The sequence below is a fragment of the Pseudovibrio exalbescens DSM 16456 genome, from assembly GCF_000422785.1.
Taxonomy (GTDB): domain Bacteria; phylum Pseudomonadota; class Alphaproteobacteria; order Rhizobiales; family Stappiaceae; genus Pseudovibrio; species Pseudovibrio exalbescens.
Map to the genome: position 1 here is coordinate 1 of NZ_AUGS01000019.1, position 23,892 is coordinate 23,892.

Consider the following 23,892-nt stretch of genomic DNA (forward strand, 5'->3'; position numbering starts at 1 on the left):
TTTCCGCAAACCTCGGCTGTTCCTGGCTGACAAGGGATACGATGGCGATGCAGTGCGCCAAAGCCTGCTGCTGGCTGGCATCAGCCCTGTCATTCCGCCAAAGTCAAACCGCAGGGAACCGATACCTTGCGACTTCCGGGCCTACAAGGACAGGAACCGGATCGAGCGCATGTTCAACAAGGTCAAACAGTTCCGCAGGATCGCTACACGATACGATAAAACCAAAGCGTCCTTCGAAGCTTTCCTCAATCTCGCGGCTGCACGTCTCTGGCTACGAAACTTTGTCAACAGAGCCTAGGTTTCTTGAATGCATTGCCTGCAAAACGTGTAATCCATACAGAAGTTCAAATGAACGGTATAAAGATCTGTGGCATACGCACTCATCCGTATTTTGTTTTGCTCTGTTCGGCAGCATCTAGCGATCGATACTGGCCGCAAACATTTGCCATTTCTCCGTCCTCTGGCGTGTCACAACATAGCAACGGGACGTTTCTTGAAAGCAGGACGCCTCTATGAAAACTGGTTCTCGGTCTGGCCCTACCAAGCCGGATGTTATTGGGTGGCGTGAATACGTCGCCCTGCCGGATCTTGGCATACCGGTTATCAAGGCCAAGGTGGATACCGGGGCGCGAACATCAGCTCTCAACAGCCGCATTGAAGCGTTTTTTGAGAAAGACAACGCACGCTGGGTTCGCTTTATCATCCCCCGTTCCAGCAGCCATCACCGAGATCTTGTGGTGGAAGCGGAAGTGCTCGATCAACGCCTCATCAAGAATACAAGCGGGATTCCGGAGGAGCGGGTTATCATACGCTCCGGGCTCGTGTTAGGCTGGCACCACTGGCACATTGAAATATCTCTGGCCGACCGAACAAACATGGGTTTCGACATTATTCTTGGCCGAACATCCCTCAAAGGGCGGCGTGTGGTGATCAATCCCGCCCGTTCATTTCTGGCTGGGCAGCCACAATTAAACGGCAACCCGGCCAGCAAGGCGCCGACCACGTCATTCTAATTGCGCCAATTTGTGTGTTCAAAAACTGGTTTTATCGAAAGACAAGCCTATGAAAATTGCAATGTTAGCTCGAAATGCCGACCTCTACTCTCACCAAAGGCTCAAGAAGGCCGCAGAGGACCGGGGGCTGACACTGGACATATTGAACACGCTTCAGTGCACCATGAACATCGCCGCTCGGCGCCCCGAAATCTATTATCGCGGCAACAAGATCAACGGCTATGATGCAGTCATTCCGCGTATTGGCGCATCCATTACCTTCTACGGTCTGGCGGTTCTGAGACAATTCGAGATGATGGGGGTGCGTTCCCTCAACAAGTCCGAGGCAATTGAGCGCTCACGGGACAAGCTGAGGTCCATGCAGTTGCTGGCGCGAGCCGGGATCGGATTGCCGGATACCGCGTTTACTCACGACCCCAAAAAGACCGAGGAAGTATTGCGGTTGGTGGGCGGTGCGCCCCTGGTCATCAAACTGCTTGAGGGCACCCAAGGGATCGGTGTTGTTCTGGCCGACTCCAACCGATCAGCAAAATCCGTTATCGAAGCGTTTCGCGGGGCCAAGGTCAACATTCTGGTTCAGCAATACATCAAGGAAGCAGAAGGCTCGGATATTCGCGCCATCGTGATTGATGGCAAGGTCGTCGCTACCATGCAACGCACGGGCGCGCCGGGCGAGTTTCGTTCAAATCTCCATCGCGGCGGCCGGTCGGTAGAAATCGAAATCGATGACAGTGAGCGCGCCACGGCAGAAAAGGCTGCAACAACCCTCGGCCTCAACGTGTGCGGTGTGGACATGCTGCGCTCAAACGACGGTCCCGTCGTCATGGAGGTCAACTCATCACCGGGTCTTGAGGGCGTGGAAAAAGCCACCGGTCTTGATGTGGCGGGCCAGATCATCGACTTCCTGATCAAAGACGGGTCAACAACTTAAGCTCGGAGAACACCCTTGACCAAGCGGGACCCTTTTCTCATTGGTGGTCATGCGGTTGCTGCGGGGACCCGTCGTACCATCGACCTGCCAATTGGTACTCTGGCAGATCACACGCCGCTAACCATGTCTGTTCATGTTGTGCATGGGCGCTTCGACGGTCCGACCTTGTTTGTCAGTGCGGCCATTCATGGCGATGAGATCGTGGGCGTGGAAATCGCGCGACGCCTGTTGCGGCACCGCAGTCTCGCTCGACTGCGAGGCACCTTGTTGGTTGCTCCCATCGTCAATGGCTACGGCTTTGTCAACCAAAGCCGCTATTTGCCGGACCGACGAGATTTGAACCGCAGTTTCCCCGGCTCTGAAACCGGTTCTCTGGCCAGCCGGTTGGCCTATGTCTTTTTCAACGAAGTGGTTCTCAAATCTGACTACGGCATCGACCTGCATTCAGCTGCGGTGCCCAGGGCCAACCTGCCGCAAATACGCATCTCCGAGGGGAATGAGCGCTCGCTGCATCTGGCGCAGATTTTCGGGGCGCCGGTCACCATCACCTCCCGCCAGCGTGAGAACTCGCTGCGCTATCATGCGGAACAGGCGGGCGTGGCGCTCTTGCTCTATGAAGCTGGAGAGAGCCTGCGGTTTGATGAAATGTGCATTCGCGCCGGCACTCATGGCTCCCTGCGAGTTCTTACCCATCTGAATATGCTCCCTGCCAACACGATTACCGGTGCTCGGCGCACACCGCTGGTCTGCGAAAGCAGCCGTTGGAATCGCGCGCCGTCCGCCGGTCTGCTGCGTACATTCAAGACTCTAGGTGATTTGGTGGAGGAGGGGACAACTCTTGGAGTTATTTCCGATCCGCTGGGTGAGGTCGAGCGCCCCATCCGCGCCAACACCACCGGCTTAATCATCGGACGGACCAATCTGCCTCTCGTCTATGAAGGGGATGCTCTGTTTCACATCGCCGAGACAACCCAACTGCGCAAAGCGGCATCGACCTACGATACGTTCGTCTCGCAATGGGATAATGAGATACCAATTTCCGAAGATGAGATCCGGTAGACCCGGATCTCATGGGCTTGCGTTCAAAACGTCTCGATTTCTTTCAAAAAAACGCGCGTTTCGTGCGTTACCTCATCAAGGGTGCCCGACAGGTCTCGCAGGTTGTCCAGCAGCACCTCGGTGTCGTCCCGGGTCTGGATATCCCGCACCACGCTTTCTTCAACCTCACGGCTGGCGGTTTCCGCCCGTGCCACCATCATCTGACAGGTATGGTTGATTTCTTGAGCCGCTGCAGTCTGTTGAGACAAGGAGCTGCTAATGGCCGAGGAGTACGACATCACATCATCCACTGCACTTGTGATCGTATCCAACGCCTGCAAATTCAACGACGTGGCATCCCCCGCCTGTCCCAAGTGAGCATTCAGATCCTCAACGATCTTCTCAGTATGCTCCGCCAACCTCTTAACTTCTTCTGCTACAACAGAAAATCCGGCTCCTGCACTTCCCGCGCGGGCCGCCTCAATGGAGGCGTTCAGCGCAAGGAGCTTGGTCTGGTTCGACACTGCAGCAATATCGTTACAGTATTCGGCCACGTCCGTGGCCAGTTCATTCAACTTCTCACCCTGCTTGCGGGACAAATCCAGCGCTTCACGGCTTGTCGTCACCGCCTTGATGCTCAGGTCAACCTGACGCTCAATCTCGGAAATCGACATCGATAATTCTTCGGCAGCTGTTGCCACCGATTGTACCGCTTGATCTGCCTGTTGCACATCGGTCTGCGTTTGCGTTGCCAATTCAACAACTTGACCCATGCGTGCCTTGAGCGCCTCTGCCCAGTCCAGCATCCGATGAGTGGCTGAATGAAGGTATTGGTGTCGACTATCAATTCGGTTGCTGAAGTTCTGCAGGATCTCGTCACGCTGCGCCGTCGCATTTGCGTGTGCGCCGTTATTCCCCTCAAGCTCGATTTCAGCTCGGATTGCTCCACCCCAATTTTCAATGGACTTGATCAACGCGCCCGACTGGGCCGCCCACTGAGAACTGCTCGCTATATTGCTACCTTTGAGTGCATCTCCCCGAATTAGCGAGGCGCAAAGGTCCTCCAGCCACGATTTAAACCGCATGGCTGCAGTTAAGTTCGTGATACTTTGCAGTATCACAATAAGAGCCAGACCAATTGAAAATTCTTCAAAGCCAAGGCCCCAGTATTTTCCTTCATCAGATACAACCGAATAGTCCAAAACCAAGACTATAGATAGAACTACTAAGGTTATTAGATTAAATTTAAGAGCATTGTTTGCCACAGGATCACCACTTGCACAGCACATATATTTTAAATCGAAGTAGAACAAAAAAGATTAACAAAAATTAAACACATAAAGCCACAAGGACGAATAGTCCGTCCATTTCCGAAACCATTGGACAATCTTCACTGATTAATCGAAACACCATTTCAAGCGAATGAGTTGCTGCAAGCAGGACCCGCCGGGATTGCAACTCCCTAAACCAATCTCGCCGAAACTATCCCCCTGCGTATGATCCGCAAAATATGACCTCATTGAGATTGCCGGTGGCATTTTTCGAGGTTTGTTCGGCAGCGCCCAAGGAGCCCATACTCTCGAAAAACACACGAGAATCTGAAGCAGGCTTTGGGCGTTATGTGGCAAACATTTGAATACACAAATCAGTTTCTATTGTGCAATCTTCTCTACAACACTCGAGACATGCACTACAAAGCCAAATCTGTCGTTTGCCATGAGCGCATGTTCATGGACCTGATACTCAGAGTTGCAAGGCCTGAACTGTTTATTGAAGTTGGGGCCCATGAGGCGGGCACCTCGCTTAAAATTGCTCAACGTCTGGAGCATTGCCACACCGTGGCATTCGAAGCCGACCCCAATGTATTTGAGCATTTCCGGGCCGAGTTGGAAAAAGCCGAGCCACTCAACAACTTTCAATACCTACATACCGCCATATCCAATAGGTCAGGTTCAGTTTCTTTTTTTAAACAACTTTCGAATGAGGACGAACTGTTTGCCAACAATTCCTTGATGCAAAAGCCAGGAGAGAACTACTCAGAAGTAAAAGTATCCTGCACCACATTGGACGCCCATACGCAGCCAGATCTCAAGCGTAGTACGGTTCTCAGAGTCGACGCAGAAGGACATCTATTCGAAGTTTTAGAGGGTGCCCAAGAGACGCTGAAAAACACGATCGCAATATATGCGGAACTTGAAGACTACGAAATTTGGTCCGGACAGAAGACCGCCTTCGAAATCTACGATTTGCTTGAGGCCTGCGGCTTCATTCCCGTGACGAGGGATGTAGAAACACCGGGTCAATACAACGTCTTCTTTTTGAGAAGAGAATTGGCCTTTACCCGAGCCTACCGGGGGAGGATCGCGCTTTATTTCAAAGAACTCTCGCTTTTGAACGAATTGGCGGGCCGAAACGTAAATATCTAGGTCGGGGAGCCATTAAATGAGATCGCTAATAAGTCGAGCGAATGGCTACTTTCGCAGCGTGTTGGAGCTTCGTCAAACGCGCCTGAAGGCCAACCAGCTAGAGCATAAGTTTAATCAACTATTCCATAACATCTCTGCCGCCGCTCCGCATGGATCTGGTAAAACAAACACAGGCAAGGACACCCGAAAACCGAGAGTTTTGTTAAGCGAAAACTTTCACTTGAATCAAATGAATTTCGGCGCTTTGCATGAATTTCTAAAAGTTGCCAATGCCAAGGTATCACTGGGCATCCAACGCGGCACACCCACTTTTGATCTCATGAAAGCCAATGGTGTTTACTGCCCAAAGGACGAACTTATTGCCACCCACTTCCAGCAGCTAAGTCAATTGGAGCCGGAATCTTTACGCCATATGACCGTTCGCGATACAGAGTTGTTCAGAATTGTCAAAGATGAACTACTCTGCGCAACAATTCATAAAGCGCACTGGCAAGAACACAACGTAGTCAAAGACGAAGATACTATATTTAGAATAGCATGGGATCTCGATCGCGAAACACTGCTCTGCTGCTATGCAGCAGCGCTGTATTGGTTCGAATACTGGAGTGAACTGCCGGCCATCGGCAAGCACAGCCATGCTGTTTTGTTTTCCGGATCGCGGATATATTGCAAGACACTAATGCATATCCTTCGCCATACACCCACAAGGTGCTTTGTGGCAGAGACATTCATGACCGGGCATCATTTTTACCTCGAACATCGCTATACGCCGATACCAAACAACTCATCCAGCAAATGGCTTTGGGGAAACAGTCAGTCGGAAATCGGCTCAATCCCAGCGGATCTAAGCCGCCAACGTGCGATCGATGTCCACAATGCATTCCGAACTGCAAAAAACAAAAATGTTCAACAACCACCAGAAAAGACTCAGCCACCGTCCAGCTTTCAAAAGCACTATCTGGTTCTAGGACAAGTGATTAACGATTATTCTCTGATCTCCGGTTGCGGGACAATCCTCACTTCACTCCCAGCTTACAAAAAGATCATCGAAATTCTTTTAAGGGATCCTGAAGCCTTCATCACTTTTAAGGCGCACCCGTGGGAGGCTGTTAAATTTCCTGAAGAAGGAAACAAGACATACAACTATCTCACCACCTGGACTGACAAGTTAAAGAAGGTAGACAGGGAACGCACTACTATCGTTGTAGACGTGAATCTACAGCAGCTGTTCCGCAAAGCCGATTTTGTTATCACCTTGTGCTCACAAGGTGCAATTGAAGCCGCTCTTGAAGGCTTCAAACCGATTACCGTAGGCGGGGCCTTTTATGACCGAGCGGGTTTCACGACCAATTTGAAGACGCCGGAAGAATTAAAGGAGTTCATTCAAGCTGGTCCTGTCGGCTCAACACTGTCCCTTGAAAACTATGAGGCGCTTCAGGCCTATCTTTCTTTCATGCTGTTCGATCATCTGGTTCCCGCAAGTTCAAAGGGCACCGCCAAAGTCGCTCAAATCTTCCGGGACTACGCGTCAGCTCCACACGCAAAATCTAAACTGAGCGAAGTCAACATCTCGCCTGAGTTCATGGAGTTCAATACATGAAAGTAAACTTCGTGATGAGCCGGGATCTCGGAAGCAAGATTTTCTCGGATATATTTCGTCGTTTTGCACAGGACAACCGTTTGTCTCTAGCCATTTCCGAAGAACCTCTGCCGAATGCCGATGTATACCACTATCATCGTCCCCAACTAGAAAAGGAACTGGTATCCCCCAGTGTCGTTACTGTTCACCATGATCTTGAAGACACCGACCCTTCCGTAGCCTTTGAGCTTTTTGAGCCACGGTACCGACAAGCCAAGCGTGTCATCTGCCTGAACACCGGACAGGCCCAGTTTTTAGCGGCTAGAGGCATTCACAATACATCCGTCATTCCCCATGGTTTCGATCCAGGTCTTTTCCAGAAAAAGGGACCAAGAACCCACATTCCAGGAACGCCGGTAAAGCTCGGCATCCTTTCTCGGCGGTATGGCCGACGGGTAAAGGGAGAGGTCTTGCTTGAGGAAGTAGTACAATCACTTCCAAGAGATGTGGCGGAATTCTATCTCGTTGGAGAAGGGCGAAGTAAAGATGCACGCATGCTCGAAGATTACGGATTTGCCTGTCGGTGTTTCGAGATTCTGCCTTACCGTCTCTATCCCGAAATCTACAAGGCAATAGATTTCTTGCTGGTGCTAAGCTCTTTCGAAGGTGGCCCCGCAAACATCCCAGAAGCGTTGGCTACAGGTACACCCGTGCTAACAACCCCGGTTGGCTTTGCTCCTGACCTCATTGAAGAGGGCGTGTCCGGTCTTTTCTTATCTAAGGATTTCACTCAGGTTCAGACCACCATACTAAGTTTAAAAGACAACAACGACACAATGTATGACCGGTTAATGATGGGCGCTCACGAAAGCGACGTTGCCATTCCTTGGTCTACCGTCATCTCAAAACATGTTGAAGTTTACGACCAAGTATTAAAAGGCCGGCTGAAATCCACAGCGCTTACACTACAGAAGAAGAAAAACCAAGAAATGCTGCGGCTAAACGTCTAATGAAGATCTGTTTGCTGCAGCACGCGAACCATTCATACCGCACTCCAAAACCGATCAAGACCCAATCGTAAACTGAAAGATGATATGGGGATCAGGTCACAAACGCTACATAAGCGTGAAACCAATCTTTGAGCTTCCGAACAGTAAACCGGAGCTGTAGCCTGAGAACCAAAAGTGCACAAGAGTTTCACACTGCGTTTGGCACTTTGAGACAATACCCATCAAGAATTCTGACTGAATTTCGATAAATCCAGCCAGAACCATTATCAGCTATGATGTTTAATAAGAACCTCTTCCACGGGAAGACGCTTGGATCTTGCAACAAGCATGTTGGGTTCGTAGTGCCCCACTGCGATGAATGAAATAAAGACTTCGCTTTCTGGTAGTTTGAGGATTTTACGAACCGCCGCCTCTCGTTCAGTACTCATCGCTGTGTTAAGGCTACAGGCACCTAGGCCTACTTGTTCCAACCCAAGTAAGAGACCCATCATAAATAGCCCCCCATCTATAAATGCCTGATTTCGTTCTACTGCTCCCACAAATGCAGTCAGATCACTAGTTACCAACAATAGTTTCTGGGGCATTTTGTAACCTCTGAAGCCACCCTGAAGGTCAAGCACCGCGCGAATTGCGCTTGGGCTATCGAACATATGAACTCGAGCAGGTTGCCGGTTACATACCGATGGAGCTTGAGATGCGATTTTTACAGCCTTCGAGATGTCTTCTTCATGAACCTCTTCATTAGTAAATTCACGAATACTTCTACGACCAAAAACTACATCAAGAAAGTTTCGTTCCGTAGTATCAATTACGACATCTTCTCGAACTTTACTGGCTTCAATAGCACCGCCGTTTCCAATTTCAGCGTTATCTATTGCCTTTTGAACAACCGGGTCAAATAAAGCCAAAAAATTAGAGACATCTACTCCGATTGTCGTATGCCGTTGAAAATACGCCTTGAGAACTGATGCCGCTATTTGAAAAAATGGGTCTTGAGTACTGCCGCCTTTCTTTACCCACTTATTCATCTCTTCAGCCAGTTTTTCCATGCTTTCTTTACCAAAACCTGGCCGAAAGTCTTGAGATCGGCTTAAGCCCTTCTCAAAGCCATGCGCATAAAACATCATCAGAGATCGGGCATTTCCTGTGTTTCGAGAAACTCTGTGCTGCGCATAGGCCCCCACAAAACGAGCATTGTCGACAGCCGAGAAGCCTTTTGCAACTTCAATTGGACTTTTGGTGGCTCTTCCTGAAGCATTGCCAAGTGTGCTTTGTACAACATCATCGGGATTTATGGGCTTTAGACTAATAGACATAACATCAACCCCGGAGTTCACTCCAGGGAAGTGGACTGCACCAAGCATGATTTGGGAGTAGCCTTCTCCCGGAACCTTAAATTTGACTGTGTCTTTGCGGTAGACATCAGTTTTCTCATCCACGACGATAGAACCAATAACCCGGAAAGTGCCACTTTCGGGATGACGGAGATGAATATTAATCTTGTCAGAGGCCGTTCTGATTTTCCAGTCGATCGTCAGTTCATAAGCGCCGTTGTCACGAAGGGACGATGGCAGGTCACACCACACATGATTGCCTCTTATTGCTGCATCTACACCTATTACAGTCAATCGCGTTGAATGTTCCAGTTTATCAATACGCCAAGCGCTATTGTTTGATAAAAAATCAGGCTGATTCAAACTGTAACTTACCTTGGAAATCTGTCTCGTTACAGCTTTTACAGTTTTACCAACTAGATCCGTAATTCGCTGGGTATTTGAACTGCTACTCTCGACCGCCTGAATTGTATCCTCAACGGGTTTATTAATTGCGTCCTTTAGCCAGGCTTTTGACATGGTAACATGATCATTCAGCCTTTTAGTTATGTCTTTAAAGTCCATTGGCGACAGGAAGCGTGTTTCATCTTTCATCACATCTTCTGGATTGAAAGCGAAACGATCATTTCTTCCAATTAAGCGGAAAATGGAGTCAAAGCGAGCGATCCCGCGGCGCTTATTGCCGATTGTAGTGAATGGCTTTTCGAACTTTAGAGCAAACGCGGTACCGTGGAACGAGTCAGTAAATACATAGGAACAATTGGCGTACAGCTTTAGAAAATCATAAGTTTCGATGTCTCTTTCGACGGCCCCTTCTAGCCCCATCTTTCGATAATTCTCGTCAAACAAGTGCGGAAAACCGTCAAGAATAACTCGAATTTTTAGATCGAGTTTCTGGGCTATATGTAGGATTGCAGCCCGTTTCTCGGGAGTAGGATCTAGAACATAAGCAAGTAAGTATTTTTCTGAAACGTCTCGCTGTGACCTCGCCGCAAGCTCAAAATACCTCTCATTAGACGTCAGAAAAATTGGCTCGGCGACCTGTGTTGCTGGAACATTATAGACCTTATGAGCTAAGGCGACACCAGTATCCTCTCGTACAGAAATAGCGTTAAAGCGTTTCATAAGAGCGGAAATATTGGGCACTTCTTCTTCAGGAGCAAAGTCTTTCGCATGGCCGAAGGAAGATGCATAAGAGATTTTACGCTTGTCATCTCCGGCAAAGTCTAGATAGAAAGCTTTGCCGAAGTTTTGAGATATACCATAATTCCAGACCTGATCAGATCCAACAACAAAAGCGTCTACAATTTCGTTAAGCTGTGACAAGTTTGATTGATTATATATTCCGCTAAGGTTGTAATGCTCTTTAGCGAAACGCATTGCGTGAGTATCCTGGATTTCCGGATCGGTAGCGCTCGCTCCTATTTTTGAAATCATTAACGGCTTTTTCCCGAATTCCTCCAGCGTTCTGTACAAACCATAGTAGGTTAAAACAGATCCATAATTAGCGCCTACACCTACACCCACAATGCCTACATCAAATGTTTCTTTTTGCTCGCTTGTCATATTCACTTCCTGTCGGCCGAATTTAAGAGATGGGTTCTATTTCAAGATACTGGCCCAGAACTGGCGTTCTGATGTTTTCTTTGCAAACTCGTGATATTCATTCTGGATTTTTTTGCCACGCGTAAGAAGTCGCATCGCAAGACTCAAGAATTTCAGAAGGTTTCTCGTGTATTTTTTCACAGACCTATCAACGCGATAGCCTGATTGGGTTTGGACATCCACGGTTACCACATAAGGTCTCAGAAACGTTTCTCGAACATTTGCCCGAAAGTCTAAGGGCATTCTCCTACCCTTCTTGTGATATACCACCTTAGGAAGTATATGTCCGTTAAGCGTCAGAAGCCGAATTAAAACCCAAAAGGTCGTCTCATAATTTCGAACACCATGAGGAACAGTGTCATTAGGATCCCACGAAAAGTTCAATTTAACCTTTTCATTCTTCGTTATAGTCCCAATTTGCCTACGCTTATCGGCCATATCTAAGTTGCGTTCCCAGAATTTGCCCCCTGACAGTACATCCTCTATGGCTATATTAATTGCCTCGGCTGTTTCATAGTGGTAGGACGCATTAAATCTATTGAAGTAACGCCACATCATATAAACATTTTTAATATTTCTTCCATTCAAACGATGAAATATTAAGTGATGCAAAAGGTGGTAGCGCATGTCTAAGTAAACAGTTAGGGGTGTCTGTTTAACCGAGAAGCATTCTTGATGGGAGACTACACCAGTTATACCAATAATTTCAAAGTTGTTAGCGAGTGAGAAATAACTGTCATCACCTCGAACAAAGAATGGAAATGTCCAGTTCTCAACGCAATTAATAGGGAAACAGAAGTACCACCATCCACCGTATTTGTTTTCTATGTTGGGTGGATTATCAAGAGCAGTGCTTAAGACTTGCCTGAAGTCACGAAGATCCTTACCGCAATGCATGGGCTGGCAACGACGATTGAACGTCGCCCCGTTTTCCCACATCATCCACTTTCTATGATCGGTTATCATCGCGCCGGCAACGGCAAGATTACTCACTTGGGAGTAGCGCAACACCGAAAGTGTACGACGGATGTTTTCGGGATGAAAAACCGCGTCATCATCCATAAAAAGAACATGAGATGACAGTTTATTTTCTGCCACTTCGAGCAGCCCTCGCATAAATCCACCCGCTCCGCCATAGTTCTTGTTTTTTATGACTTTACCGCTCGAAAAAGGAATGGAGTCTGTGTCGCCTCCATTATCGACCACTAAGAGCTTGAAGTCGGCTTCAAGGTCTTTATTTTGGATTAAATAGTCTTGAAGGCGGCGTGAAGTTGATTGAACTGCTTCGTCTCTTTTGAATGTCGTGATAACTGCTGAAATTGATGCCTTGTTGCGTTGCGGTCCAGTAATAAAATAGTCGGCCTCATATATCGTTAAATCAGTTTCAGCGGTCAATGAAATGTATATCAGGCTGCGGTCATGCTTAGTTGTATCTAATTTTATAGTTTCATCTTGCTTATCTTCCAATGAGAACTTGGTTCTTTGAATAAGCTCCCAACTTTTATCTACATAAGCTTTATAAGCGATAAGGGTTCCTCTTCCGCGCCCGCGAATTCGTAGCGAGATTGAGTGACGCTCATCTAAGTCATAGGCATACAAAGGGAACGCATTAAAATAACTGTCAAATCCCAGCATGTCTCCGGCAGAGACAAAGTAGCATTTCTTTTCTAAATCAACCCCTGAACTGATAGGAGAATGATAATAAAGATCTATTTCGGAGTTAATTGAGCTATCTGGATAAAGTAATCTTTGAACCAAAGTGCGGGTATTGGTATCGTCAAACTCTTCTACTGGAGACACTATTTTTGAAAAAGTATTCATAACATTAAATCTATTCTGTTAACTTAAAAAGGATTCCATGACATCCAGCGCTCTGCCGATTGTGACGTCCATATCAAGGTATTGATAGGTGCCGAGACGGCCTACGAATGTAACGCCTTTCTCCTGAGCAGCTCGATCTTCATAAGCTTCTAACAACACCTTATCGTCGAGTAGACGGATGGGATAATAGGGAGTATCTCCCGGCTCGCACGCTCTAGAGTATTCCCGGAATGCGATTGTTTTTTCAAAACTTTGCGCTTCCCAAGGGGCGAAATGTTTGTGCTCTGATATCCGTGTAAAGGGAACGCCCGGATCCGGGTAGTTCATTACAGCGGTGCCCTGGAAGTCACCGGACGCTCGAATTTCCTCAAAGTCCAGCGTTCGATATCTCAACCGCCCCAAGTCGTATTTGAAATACCGGTCCAAGGGCCCGGAATAGAAGACATGCTCAAACTCCTCATCCAAATCCTCAAAGGCGCAGCTCAGTCGCACTTCGATCTTCTCGTGATCAAGTATCTTACCGACGATTGCAGTGTATCCGTCACGCGGCATGCCTTGATAGGGATGGTTGAAGTAATTATCGTCATAATTGAAACGTAAGGGAAGGCGCTTCAGAATGGATGCGGGAAGCTTACTTGGTTCTACGCCCCACTGCTTGCGCGTATAGCCATCAAAAAACGCTTTATAGAGCGCATCGCCAACAAACCTCAAGCCCTGTTCTTCAAAGCTTTGCGGATCCTGAATATCAGTTCTTGCTTGAGCTTCGATGAAAGCCTGAGCCTCACTCGGGCTCATGGACTTTCCGAAAAACTGGTTTATTGTATGCAGGTTGATCGGAAGAGAATAAACCTTCCCACCAACAGTCGCCTTCACCCGGTTAGTATAAGGCATCATCTCGGTGAAGCGATTGACATACGACCAAACGCGTTCGTCAGCAGTGTGGAAGATATGAGGTCCATACCTATGGACCATAATTCCCGTATCCGCATCCCGCTCCGTATGGCAATTTCCAGCAATATGAGACCGCTCATCGACAACAAGAACCGGCACGCCGCGCTCTGCCAGTTCCCGAGCGATAACAGCGCCGCTAAATCCCGCCCCTACAGCGCAGATCCGTTTCATTAACCACCTCCATTTTGGGGGCGATGCTGACCTGATTTGCACGCAGTGTACATAGGCACAACGCCTTTCCCCCAAGTAATTAACCGAATTTATGTAAAATATGAATTTTCCAAGACAGAACTATGGCAACTCAAAAACCCATCCGAGAAGATCTTCTTCTAACAATTTCTTTACGTAATTACATCAATACCTTCCGCAACCGGGAGGGCAGAAGTAGGCAGCCTGTGCGTTGAGGTATTGATCAAACGGCGTGATGTTTTCTGCTTCCAGCTTCTGCCATTGCTTAAACGATTTCTCTGCCTGTTCTTCAAGTTGCTTAGCGCTGGCTTCATCCATGGGCTCAGCGCGGAAATGGGTCGTCTGGGCTTCGGCCAGCGCAGCAATAAGAGCTTGATAGGAGCCATAAGACTTCATCTCGGCAACCACCTTGGCTGACGGGGTCAACGCCGGGTTGGTAATCTTGGCCATCTGCGCCGCCACAGCATCGGCAAACGCCGTGCCGCCATAGACCTCATCAAACAGGCCAGCGAGATCCCGCAAACCTGGTAACAATTCTGCTGCCACCGCTGGTATGGTGGTGGGCTGGTCAAACCCGGGCAATTGCAGTCCGGGCTTCCGCCCCATCTCAGCAACGACGCGCGTGCGCTCCGCCAGAACATCACGCTCTTGCGCGCTGACCTGCGGACTGTCAGCAAAGGCCATGAACGTCAGGAAGAGATTGAGGAAATTTGCCTGCTCCACATCAATGCCCACGGGCAGGAAAGGATTAATGTCAATGGACCGCAGCTCAATGTACTCAACCCCGCGCCGGCAAAGAGCGGTGATGGGCCTTTCGTTATCATAAGCATTCCGCTTTGGGCGCACGGATCCATATAGTTCATTTTCAAGCTGGAGCTGGCGAGTGTTCATCTGCTTGTAGCTGTCGCCATCAACCACACCAATGGCCTCGTAAAGGCTTTCGGAGGTATCGAGCGCCGCGCGCAGCCCATCCAAATAGTCCGTCATGTTGTTGAACCGAATGTCCAACTTGCCCTGAACAACACTGGTGTAGCCAATCCCGCTCATGCGCAAAGAGGTAGCATGAGGCCCGTAAAGCGTATCAGCCCCCCACGCTTCGAGATTGTCTGGAGCGTGCTCAAGATAGCTGCGATCAATGGCAGGTGAGGCGCCGAACAAATATAGCAGGAGCCATCCGTGGCGCTGAAGGTTGCGGATCAACGCCAAGTACCCATCGCTGCGAAAGTCTTGCAGGCTGCGTCCTTCTCCTAACCGAGCATGCATGCACTCCCAAAGCTCGTCGGGAAGCGAGAAGTTGTAGTGAATACCAGAGATCGCCTGCATACGCTTGCCATAACGATTGGCTAATCCCTTGCGATACAGTGTCTTAATGCGCGCTGCATTGCACGTACCATATGTGGCGATCGGTATGTCGTCATCGCTCAGGAGCATGGGAGGCATGCTGGCGTTCCAAAAGAACTCGTCCTTTCCCATGGCGCGGGCAGTAAATCGATGAATGTCTTTCAAAAACTCGATGCCATCACCCATATCCTGCACTGCAGGGGTAATGAACTCCAACTGCGCCTCAGAAAAATCGGTCGTAATGTACTTGTTGGTCAGCGCTTTTCCTGCACCTGCCGGATGGGATGTTTGCGCAATGTGGCCATCTCGATTGACACGCAAAGATTCCTTCTCAAAGCCCACACGGATCTTCTTGAGGTTGTTACGTACTGCCTCGCAGCAAAGTCCAAGCCATTTATTTTGTGCAAGTGTCGTCATCTGGTGCTTCTCGTGATGTCCGTATGTGCCGCGCGTCTTGATGATTGCCTATGGGCTTTCAACTCTGTTGTCTATGCAGGTTATCGACGATCATCCGCAAGTTATTGTCGAATTCACAAGCTGCGTCATCCGGTAATTCAACTAGCAAACGCTCAAGTTTATCGCTTTGATAGGCTGATATTGTGTCAATGCTGTGCGTTCCAAGCGAGGTCAACGCCAACCGCTTCACACGGCCATCTACTGCATCGGTTGCCGTGGTTACGTATCCCTTTTTCTCAAGGCGCTTCACGATACGCGACGCTCCACTTTTTGTTACACCCAATGTTGCGCAAACCGCACGCACAGGGCATTCAGGCGCTCGCTGTATGCCGCGCAACGTCAAGAACTCAGCAAACGAGAGGCTTGGCAGCTCCGGCTGGTCCGTACCCAAGGTACTGAAATGCCATGCAAGCACCAATAGATGATCATAAACTGTAGATGAAGACCAACGATCTTGCTGTGCCATGTGGTTCCGCCGCGTGCAAATGCGAGAGTTAAAACGTCTAGTCGAACATTCGGTTGCCAATGTCAACCATTTGCACACTGCGTTTGTTCACAAGGCTGCGATCATTGCGAACCACTTTGAAATGTAGGCTAAGTGGCAACATGTGGGCGCAGTACGCCTCAATCCTCATGAAGAAAAGAATAACCCGTCGTCTTTGCTATCCATAGTCGCCTTAGTAGGACATTTAGTCGCATCTTTATTTGGTTAATCGTTATATTCGATTTACGATCGCGCAAGCTGCATCGCGCTATTCATCAATACGAAACAAAAACCGCCAGCTCGCTCCAAGTGCCTGCTCATGACTGCACAACGCATTGTCACAACGTGGGTGGATGCCCCATCAACTGATCAAGGGTGATAATGAATATAAACGCTATCCGTCCTTTTCTAAGCTACTTGACATCCATAAGTTTCAGGATTTTCGCACTGAGCGCCCTGTCAATTGCCGCCGTCGCTACTCTTTCGGCAACCTATTTTATAGCCACCGAACGAAAAACCTTACAACAGGAGCGCCAACAAGAATTCGAGCGCCTAGCTGAACTCAGTTTGCATGCTGAAGTCCAATCAGCACACATGCGCACGCTGGAAAAAGAGTTTCTGTTGACGCAAAACTTGGAATTGCTCAAGTGGTACCGTCGAGAGAATCTAGCTGTGCAGTCAACACTCCAAAAGATGGCCGTGCTCGACGTCGCTTCATCAAGTCGCGAGTCAATCACAGACCTGACCCAGGGCGTCGCCGCTCATGGACAACATTTCAAAACCCTGAGCGCCGCCATAAGCAGGATGGGCGAAGATGAGACAAAAGGGTTGAGGGGAGCGTTGAGAGCAGCTGTTCATGATGTAGAAGACAGGCTTGAAGCATCAGACTTGGACCCTCTTACAATAAAAATGCTGATGATGCGGCGCCACGAAAAGGACTTCATTATCCGAGGTGACGGCAAATATATTGAGCGAATAAAACAACGTCACAAGGAATTTGACAGGTTGCTGGCCGAAGCCGCATTGCCTCAAGCCGAAAAAGCGCAAGTGGCCACGTTGATGGATCAGTACATAGCCAGCTTTCTGGCTTACTCGGAGCAGTCATCCCGCATTGCCAACATCCAAACGCAACTGGATAGCGCTTTCGATGAAGTAACCCAGATCATGGATGAAGTTCTCGGTAAAGCTTCTGAGGGTGAGGCAAGAGCACACGCAGAACTGTTGCGTGTAACAAATCAAACCGACCAGATCATTCTCTTGGCAGGCGTCATTGTTTTGCTCGCTTCCATAATCCTTGGCTTTTTGATAGCGCGCTCAATTTCAAGACCATTGAAAGACCTCACAAATTCAATGCTGCAGCTCGCCGACGGCAATATGCGTGTCACAGTACGAAACGCAAATGCGGCAAACGAAATTGGCGAAATGGCGCGCGCCGTGGAAGTCTTCAAAACCAATGCTATACGGACCAAGGAAGTGGAGACACAACAGGAGCACGAACAGGCACGCGCTCAGGCCGAGCGCCAATCGAGCTTCAACCAGCTCGCCAACGATTTTAATCACTCCGTGGGCCGTATTGTTGAAGAGCTCGCCCAATCCTCAAGCCAACTGAGCGTAACGGCCGGTTCGATGACCCAGATCGCGCAGGACGCTCTGGCTCGTGCCAACATGGTAGATCGTACGTCCTTGCGGGCAACGGAAAATGCCGAAATGGTTGCCTCCGCGATGGAAGAAATGAATGCTTCCATACGAGAAATCAACGGCCAGGTTGCTCGTTCTGCAAACGCTGCCCACCGGGCCGCAGCGGCGCTCGAAAACACGACAACACAAATGACCTCGCTTTCATCCACAACGGATCGGATAGGAGAGGTTATTTCTATGATTTCTGAGATCGCTCAACAAACCAATTTGCTGGCCCTCAATGCAACCATCGAGTCTGCGCGTGTTGGAGAGGCAGGAAAAGGTTTCGCGGTTGTAGCCAGTGAGGTCAAAGCCCTTGCCACAGAAACATCAAAAGCAACGGACAGCATCGCAAAGCTTATCCATGATGTTCAGGACAAGACTCGAAATGCTGCAGACTCCATAATAGACGTGCGCCAGGCCATTGAAGATGTCTCCGGCAGCACGCGGTCCGTGGCTGCGGCAATGGAACAACAGGAAGCCACCACACAACAAGTGACGCAAAACATCACGGAAGCTGCGGCTGGCACGCGAGATGTGTCAGAGGGTGTTACCGATCTGAAGGGTAGCTCGCAACAAACACAATCAGCCGCACGGTCAGTCGAGGAAGCCGCTCAGGAGCTAAATGGTCAATCGCAAACCATGAAAGACCAAGTGGCAGGATTTCTGCGCACTGTTCGCAGCGCTTGAGATCGGTTCTTTATACCTGACGGAATTACAGTCGGTGGGAAAAGGCCTATCAACGAGATAGCCACTTGCCCACCACTTAATACTCGCGGGTTTTCTGTACCCGAAAGACGTTTTATCGATCCGTCGTGGAAGTGCCATTGTAGTGACATACCTTTCCAGTAGGTCACCAAATGCTCGACACTGCCCAGTTGTTTTGAACGCCGATCGGGGCTTGTCAAAGCGCGTGTATACGTTCGAATACCGAGTACAGTTTTCTCTAGAACGAGAGTATATCAGCACTGTGATGTTTTTCAGCGCGGAAACGAGCAGGCTCGCACACCGCGCGAAAACGCCAACCGAACGGTCGAATGGGAGAGACATGAAAACGGTTGTAGAAGGGACCATAAAGCATTGGCCGGTCTCCGTCATGGCGGAAGAACTGGAGAGCGGAAGCGGCGTGAGCATCTATTGCTCTCCCGAAGAAATCCACGAGGGAAAGGCAACTCCACAGAAAGTCGTGGACCTATGCCTGAAAAGCGATGGCGAGTATTTCAGCATGTCGCTGGCCATGAAGCGCCTTAAAGAGAATGGCTTCCGCCGGACTATTGACTAACAACATTTAAATGGACAGCATCGCACCCTTGATAACTGGGGCGCCCCATAATCAAAGTGGTATATATAGCGCTTGCTTGGAGACTATGATGCTGGACAAGATTCTGATTGTTATGCGTTGTGCCGAAAGGATGACGCAGACGTTCTCAGATTTAGAGAAATATGGCATTTCCTGTTGCACATCTCGTTTCAGCTCGCCTGCATGCTCACTTCAGACATCAACCACATTTGACCATTTTTTCGAAGGTGGGAAGTGGGCAGGAATTTTCGATTTTTTCCGCCACAATCCCGATACTTTATCTCAGTTCGATTATTTTTGGTTTCCGGATGATGATATAGTCTCATCAACGCAAAACGCATTGGACTTTCTAAAAATTGTTGTTAGCGAAAACTTTGAGCTAGCACAGCCGGCGCTCACTCCGAATAGTTTTTACGCGTACCGGCCTACGCTTCAGAACCCGCAATTCATTTTCAGGCATACAAATTTCGTAGAACTCATGCTTCCGATCATGAAAAAAGAGATACTTACGAAGGTTCTTCCTCTTTTTGAGCAGCGTCACGCGGCCCTTGGCGTGGACCAATTCTGGCACCTACTATCGACAGATCCAGCAAACAAAATCGCGATCGTAGACCAAACTCCAATGTATCACAGCCGCCCCAGAGGCACGTTCCTCAAAGAGAACATGACACGCCAAAGCAGAAGTATTTCTGATGAAAAGCAGCAAACAGTAGCATTGCTCAATATCGTCCCAACTCCCCCTGTTACAATGTCAGGGCGCCTTAAAGGCAAACATGAGACCGCGGGACGAATTAGCACAGGCTTTGGATTGGTTCGTGGATTATACCATATAAAACAGGACGTTAAGGATCGTGCAATTACCAATTTCGACATTTTCAGTGATTTCATGAAATGCGTAATATTCCACAAAAGTGCGTCTGTCGATCTCTCACGTATAGATAATTTGCAAAGTGAATTCGCAATGCGGTTTCCACAACTCAGTCCCTGAGTGAGGCTCAGTGCAAACAGGTTTTAGTCATCTGGTCCAGCTAGAAAAAGCGATCAGAATAGCAACAACACAATGCTGTCCGGTAGAAAGCACAAATGCTCTCCCACTGTCGTCAGATGCTCTTGGTTTTGTGCTCGCGCGGGACGAATTTTCGGAACAAGAGTCGCCATCTTTTGACAACTCTGCAATGGATGGGTTCGCGGTGGCAGCAGAAGTATTCAGCGGGTCTGCGCCCTGGTCCCTACCTATCCATGGAACGATCTCGGCCGGTGGAACCCTTGCCGAGGCAAGGCAGCCTGATGGGGGATGCTATCGCATCTATACAGGAGCACCGGTACCAGAATGGTGCACAAGTGTCGTCCCGATCGAGAACGTTCGTTGCGATGGATCGAACGCCACTTTTAGTGAGCTCCCAGTACATGGCTCTCACATACGCCGGAAAGGAGAGAATGTTGCGATAGGCACGCGCCTTGTTGCAAAAGGAACACGGCTGGAACCACGACACATCAGTCATCTGATCGCCCACGGCGTCTCCCAGGTTTCTGTCTACCAACCACCCAAAGTGGGGATCTTTTCCACTGGCGATGAACTCGCTGTATCTGGAGCGATGCGTTCTGCCTCGCAGATAGCTGATAGCAATCGGCCCATGCTGATCGCCTACGCACAAAGCTATGGAGCGCAAGTGGATGATTTGGGAATTGTTCCCGATGATCCAGATGCCAGCATCGCATTCTTTGAAACGATCAAAGGCAGGTATGACCTTGTTGTTTCTTCTGGAGCCGTTTCTGTAGGTGGCAAGGATTTTCTAAAGGAGGCTGTTTTAAAGGCAGGGGGACGTCTTGAAAGCTGGCGTGTTGCCATGAAGCCGGGAAAACCGGTGGTGTTCGCGCGGATAGGCTCCACCGTTTATACAGGACTCCCCGGCAATCCCTTGGCCGCACTGGTTGGTTTTGAAGTGTTCGTATCTCAGCAGATACAAGTGCTGAGTGGTGCACGCTCAAAGACAGGCTTGTTCATGCCAGGGACAGCAACCTTTGACTGGAACCGAAAGTCAGGACGATCTGAGTTTTTCCCTGTCAGATTGGCCGGTTTTGACAGTGAAGGTCGGGTAAAACTGGACCGCATCGAGCCGTCGAATTCAGCATCGTTACATGCCATATCGCAAGCGGACGGCTTGGGAATGGTTCCTGCTGACGTGGGCAAAATCGCGCCAGGAACCTCAATCGTCTGGAAGCCTTTTCCTTCTGCGAGCGCACCACTTTCCGAGCTGATATCCTGAAACTACCGCCACGCTCCCATGGTTGTCAGGCGGGTCACTGACACTGGCTTAGCATGGTTGAAAACGTGGTACATCATGCTAGCGTTGCGGGACAAAATGGGGGGAGAAAATAATGCGTTTCGTACGGTTCGGGAACAAAGGGGAAGAGCGTCCCGGCGTTGTGTTCAACGACGAAATCAAAGACCTTTCTGCACACCTTTCAGATCTTTCTGGCGCGCATCTCGATCCTTCGTTCCTGCGCAGTTTGGATCAGATGAATTTGAATGGGCTGCCAACAGTACCCGCCTCAACTCGCCTTGGGCCCTGCGTCGCGAACAGCGGCAAATTTATCTGCATTGGTTTGAACTATTCGGACCACGCAGCCGAGGCTGGCATGGATGTACCGCCAGAGCCCATCATATTCATGAAGGCAACATCCGCAATCAGTGGTCCAAATGACCCCATTGAACTGCCGCGAGGATCCACCCATACGGATTGGGAGGCCGAACTCGGCGTTATTATCGGGCGCCATGCCAAATACGTTAGCGAGGCTGAAGCACTGGACCATATTGCGGGATATTGCGTGGTCAACGATGTATCCGAACGTGAGTTTCAGACGCAAAGATCTGGGCAATGGACCAAAGGAAAGTCGGCGGATACCTTCGGACCTGTGGGCCCGTGGCTTGTGACGCCCGATGAAGTCGACAATCCGCAAAATCTGTCCATCAACCTACGCGTGAACGAGGTCCCTCGGCAGACTGGAACGACAGCAACGATGGTTTATCCTGTTGCCTATCTCATTGCCTACCTGTCCCAGTTCATGAGCTTGCACCCGGGAGACATCATCGCAACGGGCACACCGCCTGGGGTGGGTATGGGACAAACTCCACCAGTCTATCTGAAGCCCGGTGATCAAATCGAGCTATCCATAGACGGGCTGGGAACACAGCGACAAGTTGTTGTGGGCGCTGGCTCAGCATAAGCTTGCAAAAGGGCGGCGATCTGCCGCCCTTTTTGGGTATCGTCAGTTTTGTTCTGAACCGAGGATCAAGGTACCATCCTCCTTGTAGATCGGTCCTTTTGGGCGAGGTTCGAGAAGCTCCAGCACCTCTTCTGAAGGACGGCACAACTTTACCCCCTTGGGGCTGCAGACAATCGGTCGGTTGACCAGAATGGGGTGCTTGACCATTGCATCAAGCAGTGCCTCATCGTCTACCGCTTCATCGAGTAGGCCCAGTTCTTCAGCCGGAGACTTCGATGTTCTTAGTGCCTGTCGGGGAGTGAGATTGGCTGCGGCAAACAATCCACGAAGCTGTGGCTTGGTCCAACCCTCTTCCAGATACGCAATCACTACCGGCTCCACACCAGTTGCGCGAATGATCGCAAGAACGTTGCGGGATGTGCCGCAATCAGGATTGTGGTGAATGACGATCGTCATGAGGAACCTCAGGCAAAACGAGTTCTGGTACGGTTGGCAAACGCAACCAGCGAGAGCATGACAGGGACTTCTACTAGGACACCAACAACAGTGGCAAGCGCTGCACCCGAATGCAGACCAAACAAGCTGATTGCCACAGCAACCGCCAACTCGAAGAAATTCGAGGTGCCGATCATGGCACAAGGGGCTGCAATGCGATGGGGCACGTTCATGATCCATGCAGCACCATATGCCAACGCGAAAATGGCATAGCTTTGCAAAAGAATGGGAACCGCAATCAAACCAATCACCAGCGGGTTGGAAAGAATGACGCTTCCTTGCAAGCCGAACAAGATTACAACCGTGGTGATCAGGCCGATGATCGACCACGGCTTGACACGTGCAGAAAACGTTGAAATTGCTGCACTTGTCTTCAAACTGCGCCGCGTCAGTACTCCAGCAATCAAAGGCAAGACCACATACAGGATGGTGGCCATGACCAATGTCTGCCAAGGAACCGCGATATCGGTAACACCCAACAAGAGCGCAACGATGGGCGCGAATGCGACGACCATGATGACATCATTCACGGAAACCTGAACCAGGGTGTATGTGGCATCTCCCCTTGTTAGCTGCGACCAGACAAACACCATCGCCGTACATGGGGCAGCTCCCAGCAGGATAAGCCCCGCCGTGTACTGCGCTGCATCCTGTGGGCTGAGCCAGGGTGCAAAGACATAGTCAAAAAACAAAACGGCGAACAACGCCATTGTAAATGGTTTGATCAACCAGTTGACAGCGAGGGTAATCAAAAGGCCCTTGGGTTGACGCGCAACACCTCCGATGGCTTTCAAGTCAACTCCAACCATCATGGGATAGACCATCGCCCAGATCAAAACAGCGACGACGAGATTGATGTTTGCAACCTCAGCAGAGGCCACCAGTTCAACAAGGGCGGGAGCCGTTGCCCCCAAAGCTATGCCCAAGACAATAGCAAGAGCAATCCAGAGCGTCAGATAACGCTCGAACAGGCCCATTTTTCCAGTATCAACGGATATGTCAGTCATTGAGAGC

20 protein-coding genes are annotated in these 23,892 nt (G+C 49.6%); 12 read left to right on the forward strand and 8 right to left on the reverse strand.

Going from position 1 to position 23,892, the window contains the following annotated elements; genetic code table 11:
• From G512_RS0112810 to G512_RS0112825, 4 genes are all read left to right on the forward strand, one after another.
• The coding region (locus G512_RS0112810) for an IS5/IS1182 family transposase (protein WP_028482073.1) at positions 1–298 on the forward strand (298 nt) is incomplete at its 5' end.
• 214 nt (positions 299–512) lie between these two features.
• Positions 513–1,013, forward strand: a complete 501-nt coding sequence (locus G512_RS21035) for an ATP-dependent zinc protease family protein (protein WP_051269309.1) — start codon at positions 513–515, stop codon at positions 1,011–1,013.
• 61 nt (positions 1,014–1,074) lie between these two features.
• On the forward strand, positions 1,075–1,944 hold the full coding sequence (gene rimK / locus G512_RS0112820; RefSeq protein ID WP_438942977.1) for a 30S ribosomal protein S6--L-glutamate ligase: 870 nt from the start codon (positions 1,075–1,077) through the stop codon (positions 1,942–1,944).
• 15 nt (positions 1,945–1,959) lie between these two features.
• Positions 1,960–3,003 carry a succinylglutamate desuccinylase/aspartoacylase family protein gene (locus G512_RS0112825; RefSeq protein WP_028482075.1) on the forward strand — a complete coding sequence of 348 codons (1,044 nt, stop codon included), beginning with the start codon at positions 1,960–1,962 and terminating at the stop codon, positions 3,001–3,003.
• A 23-nt stretch (positions 3,004–3,026) separates the two neighbouring features.
• On the opposite strand, the gene G512_RS22175 is transcribed toward G512_RS0112825, so the two are convergent.
• The gene (locus G512_RS22175; protein WP_143181470.1) at positions 3,027–4,295 is read right to left on the reverse strand and encodes a methyl-accepting chemotaxis protein; all 1,269 of its coding nucleotides are present in this window, start codon (positions 4,293–4,295) and stop codon (positions 3,027–3,029) included.
• Positions 4,296–4,712: 417 nt separating this feature from the next.
• Here G512_RS22175 and G512_RS0112835 point away from each other — a divergent pair, with 417 nt between their 5' ends.
• Genes G512_RS0112835 through G512_RS21045 form a run of 3 tightly spaced genes read left to right on the forward strand, consistent with a single transcriptional unit; the run spans position 4,713 to position 7,997 of the window.
• Positions 4,713–5,408 carry an FkbM family methyltransferase gene (locus G512_RS0112835; protein WP_162143378.1) on the forward strand — a complete coding sequence of 232 codons (696 nt, stop codon included), beginning with the start codon at positions 4,713–4,715 and terminating at the stop codon, positions 5,406–5,408.
• Between the two features lie 16 nt (positions 5,409–5,424).
• Positions 5,425–7,008, forward strand: a complete 1,584-nt coding sequence (locus G512_RS0112840; RefSeq protein WP_081657480.1) for a capsular polysaccharide export protein, LipB/KpsS family — start codon at positions 5,425–5,427, stop codon at positions 7,006–7,008.
• Positions 7,005–7,997, forward strand: a complete 993-nt coding sequence (locus G512_RS21045; protein ID WP_051269311.1) for a glycosyltransferase family 4 protein — start codon at positions 7,005–7,007, stop codon at positions 7,995–7,997. The genes G512_RS0112840 and G512_RS21045 overlap by 4 nt, the downstream gene beginning before the upstream one ends.
• A 266-nt stretch (positions 7,998–8,263) precedes the next feature.
• On the opposite strand, the gene G512_RS0112855 is transcribed toward G512_RS21045, so the two are convergent.
• The 5 genes from G512_RS0112855 to G512_RS0112875 form a co-directional block, all read right to left on the reverse strand.
• The gene (locus G512_RS0112855; RefSeq protein ID WP_028482079.1) at positions 8,264–10,897 is read right to left on the reverse strand and encodes a polysaccharide pyruvyl transferase family protein; all 2,634 of its coding nucleotides are present in this window, start codon (positions 10,895–10,897) and stop codon (positions 8,264–8,266) included.
• Between the two features lie 36 nt (positions 10,898–10,933).
• Positions 10,934–12,757 (reverse strand): glycosyltransferase, encoded by a 1,824-nt coding sequence (locus G512_RS0112860; RefSeq protein ID WP_028482080.1) that lies wholly within the window; start codon positions 12,755–12,757, stop codon positions 10,934–10,936.
• Positions 12,758–12,775: 18 nt separating this feature from the next.
• A complete protein-coding gene (glf, locus tag G512_RS21050) occupies positions 12,776–13,879 on the reverse strand; it encodes a UDP-galactopyranose mutase (RefSeq protein WP_051269313.1) in 1,104 nt (367 codons plus the stop codon).
• Between the two features lie 183 nt (positions 13,880–14,062).
• The gene (gene gshA / locus G512_RS0112870; protein ID WP_028482081.1) at positions 14,063–15,655 is read right to left on the reverse strand and encodes a glutamate--cysteine ligase; all 1,593 of its coding nucleotides are present in this window, start codon (positions 15,653–15,655) and stop codon (positions 14,063–14,065) included.
• A gap of 58 nt (positions 15,656–15,713) precedes the next feature.
• On the reverse strand, positions 15,714–16,160 hold the full coding sequence (locus G512_RS0112875; RefSeq protein ID WP_028482082.1) for a MarR family winged helix-turn-helix transcriptional regulator: 447 nt from the start codon (positions 16,158–16,160) through the stop codon (positions 15,714–15,716).
• A 690-nt stretch (positions 16,161–16,850) separates the two neighbouring features.
• Here G512_RS0112875 and G512_RS0112885 point away from each other — a divergent pair.
• The 5 genes from G512_RS0112885 to G512_RS0112905 all read left to right on the forward strand — a co-directional run bounded on the left by G512_RS0112885 (position 16,851) and on the right by G512_RS0112905 (position 22,383).
• A complete protein-coding gene (locus G512_RS0112885; protein ID WP_162143379.1) occupies positions 16,851–18,545 on the forward strand; it encodes a methyl-accepting chemotaxis protein in 1,695 nt (564 codons plus the stop codon).
• A 358-nt stretch (positions 18,546–18,903) separates the two neighbouring features.
• Positions 18,904–19,137, forward strand: a complete 234-nt coding sequence (locus G512_RS22590; RefSeq protein ID WP_143181469.1) for a hypothetical protein — start codon at positions 18,904–18,906, stop codon at positions 19,135–19,137.
• Between the two features lie 85 nt (positions 19,138–19,222).
• Entirely contained in the window at positions 19,223–20,143 is a 921-nt protein-coding gene (locus tag G512_RS22180; protein ID WP_073833471.1) for a DUF707 domain-containing protein, read from the forward strand.
• A gap of 10 nt (positions 20,144–20,153) precedes the next feature.
• The gene (locus G512_RS0112900) at positions 20,154–21,422 is read left to right on the forward strand and encodes a molybdopterin molybdotransferase MoeA (protein ID WP_028482086.1); all 1,269 of its coding nucleotides are present in this window, start codon (positions 20,154–20,156) and stop codon (positions 21,420–21,422) included.
• 112 nt (positions 21,423–21,534) lie between these two features.
• Positions 21,535–22,383, forward strand: coding sequence for a fumarylacetoacetate hydrolase family protein (locus tag G512_RS0112905; RefSeq protein WP_028482087.1), 849 nt, complete (start codon positions 21,535–21,537; stop codon positions 22,381–22,383).
• A gap of 42 nt (positions 22,384–22,425) precedes the next feature.
• On the opposite strand, the gene arsC is transcribed toward G512_RS0112905, so the two are convergent.
• Together arsC and arsB are read right to left on the reverse strand one after the other, a co-directional pair.
• A complete protein-coding gene (arsC, locus tag G512_RS0112910) occupies positions 22,426–22,839 on the reverse strand; it encodes an arsenate reductase (glutaredoxin) (protein WP_028482088.1) in 414 nt (137 codons plus the stop codon).
• A gap of 8 nt (positions 22,840–22,847) precedes the next feature.
• A complete protein-coding gene (gene arsB / locus G512_RS0112915) occupies positions 22,848–23,885 on the reverse strand; it encodes an ACR3 family arsenite efflux transporter (protein ID WP_028482089.1) in 1,038 nt (345 codons plus the stop codon).
• Between the last annotated feature and the right edge of the window lie 7 nt (positions 23,886–23,892).

What these genes read in the sequence shown, in the direction of transcription:
- G512_RS0112875 (WP_028482082.1), bottom strand. Translation starts at nt 16,160, where the DNA reads ATGGCACAGCAAGATCGTTGGTCTTCATCTACAGTTTATGATCATCTA.
- G512_RS21035 (WP_051269309.1), top strand. Translation starts at nt 513, where the DNA reads ATGAAAACTGGTTCTCGGTCTGGCCCTACCAAGCCGGATGTTATTGGG.
- G512_RS21045 (WP_051269311.1), top strand. Translation starts at nt 7,005, where the DNA reads ATGAAAGTAAACTTCGTGATGAGCCGGGATCTCGGAAGCAAGATTTTC.
- G512_RS0112855 (WP_028482079.1), bottom strand. Translation starts at nt 10,897, where the DNA reads ATGACAAGCGAGCAAAAAGAAACATTTGATGTAGGCATTGTGGGTGTA.
- G512_RS0112905 (WP_028482087.1), top strand. Translation starts at nt 21,535, where the DNA reads ATGCGTTTCGTACGGTTCGGGAACAAAGGGGAAGAGCGTCCCGGCGTT.
- glf (WP_051269313.1), bottom strand. Translation starts at nt 13,879, where the DNA reads ATGAAACGGATCTGCGCTGTAGGGGCGGGATTTAGCGGCGCTGTTATC.
- G512_RS22590 (WP_143181469.1), top strand. Translation starts at nt 18,904, where the DNA reads ATGAAAACGGTTGTAGAAGGGACCATAAAGCATTGGCCGGTCTCCGTC.
- G512_RS0112835 (WP_162143378.1), top strand. Translation starts at nt 4,713, where the DNA reads ATGGACCTGATACTCAGAGTTGCAAGGCCTGAACTGTTTATTGAAGTT.
- G512_RS0112840 (WP_081657480.1), top strand. Translation starts at nt 5,425, where the DNA reads ATGAGATCGCTAATAAGTCGAGCGAATGGCTACTTTCGCAGCGTGTTG.
- arsB (WP_028482089.1), bottom strand. Translation starts at nt 23,885, where the DNA reads ATGACTGACATATCCGTTGATACTGGAAAAATGGGCCTGTTCGAGCGT.
- rimK (WP_438942977.1), top strand. Translation starts at nt 1,075, where the DNA reads ATGTTAGCTCGAAATGCCGACCTCTACTCTCACCAAAGGCTCAAGAAG.
- gshA (WP_028482081.1), bottom strand. Translation starts at nt 15,655, where the DNA reads ATGACGACACTTGCACAAAATAAATGGCTTGGACTTTGCTGCGAGGCA.
- G512_RS0112860 (WP_028482080.1), bottom strand. Translation starts at nt 12,757, where the DNA reads ATGAATACTTTTTCAAAAATAGTGTCTCCAGTAGAAGAGTTTGACGAT.
- G512_RS22180 (WP_073833471.1), top strand. Translation starts at nt 19,223, where the DNA reads ATGATGCTGGACAAGATTCTGATTGTTATGCGTTGTGCCGAAAGGATG.
- arsC (WP_028482088.1), bottom strand. Translation starts at nt 22,839, where the DNA reads ATGACGATCGTCATTCACCACAATCCTGATTGCGGCACATCCCGCAAC.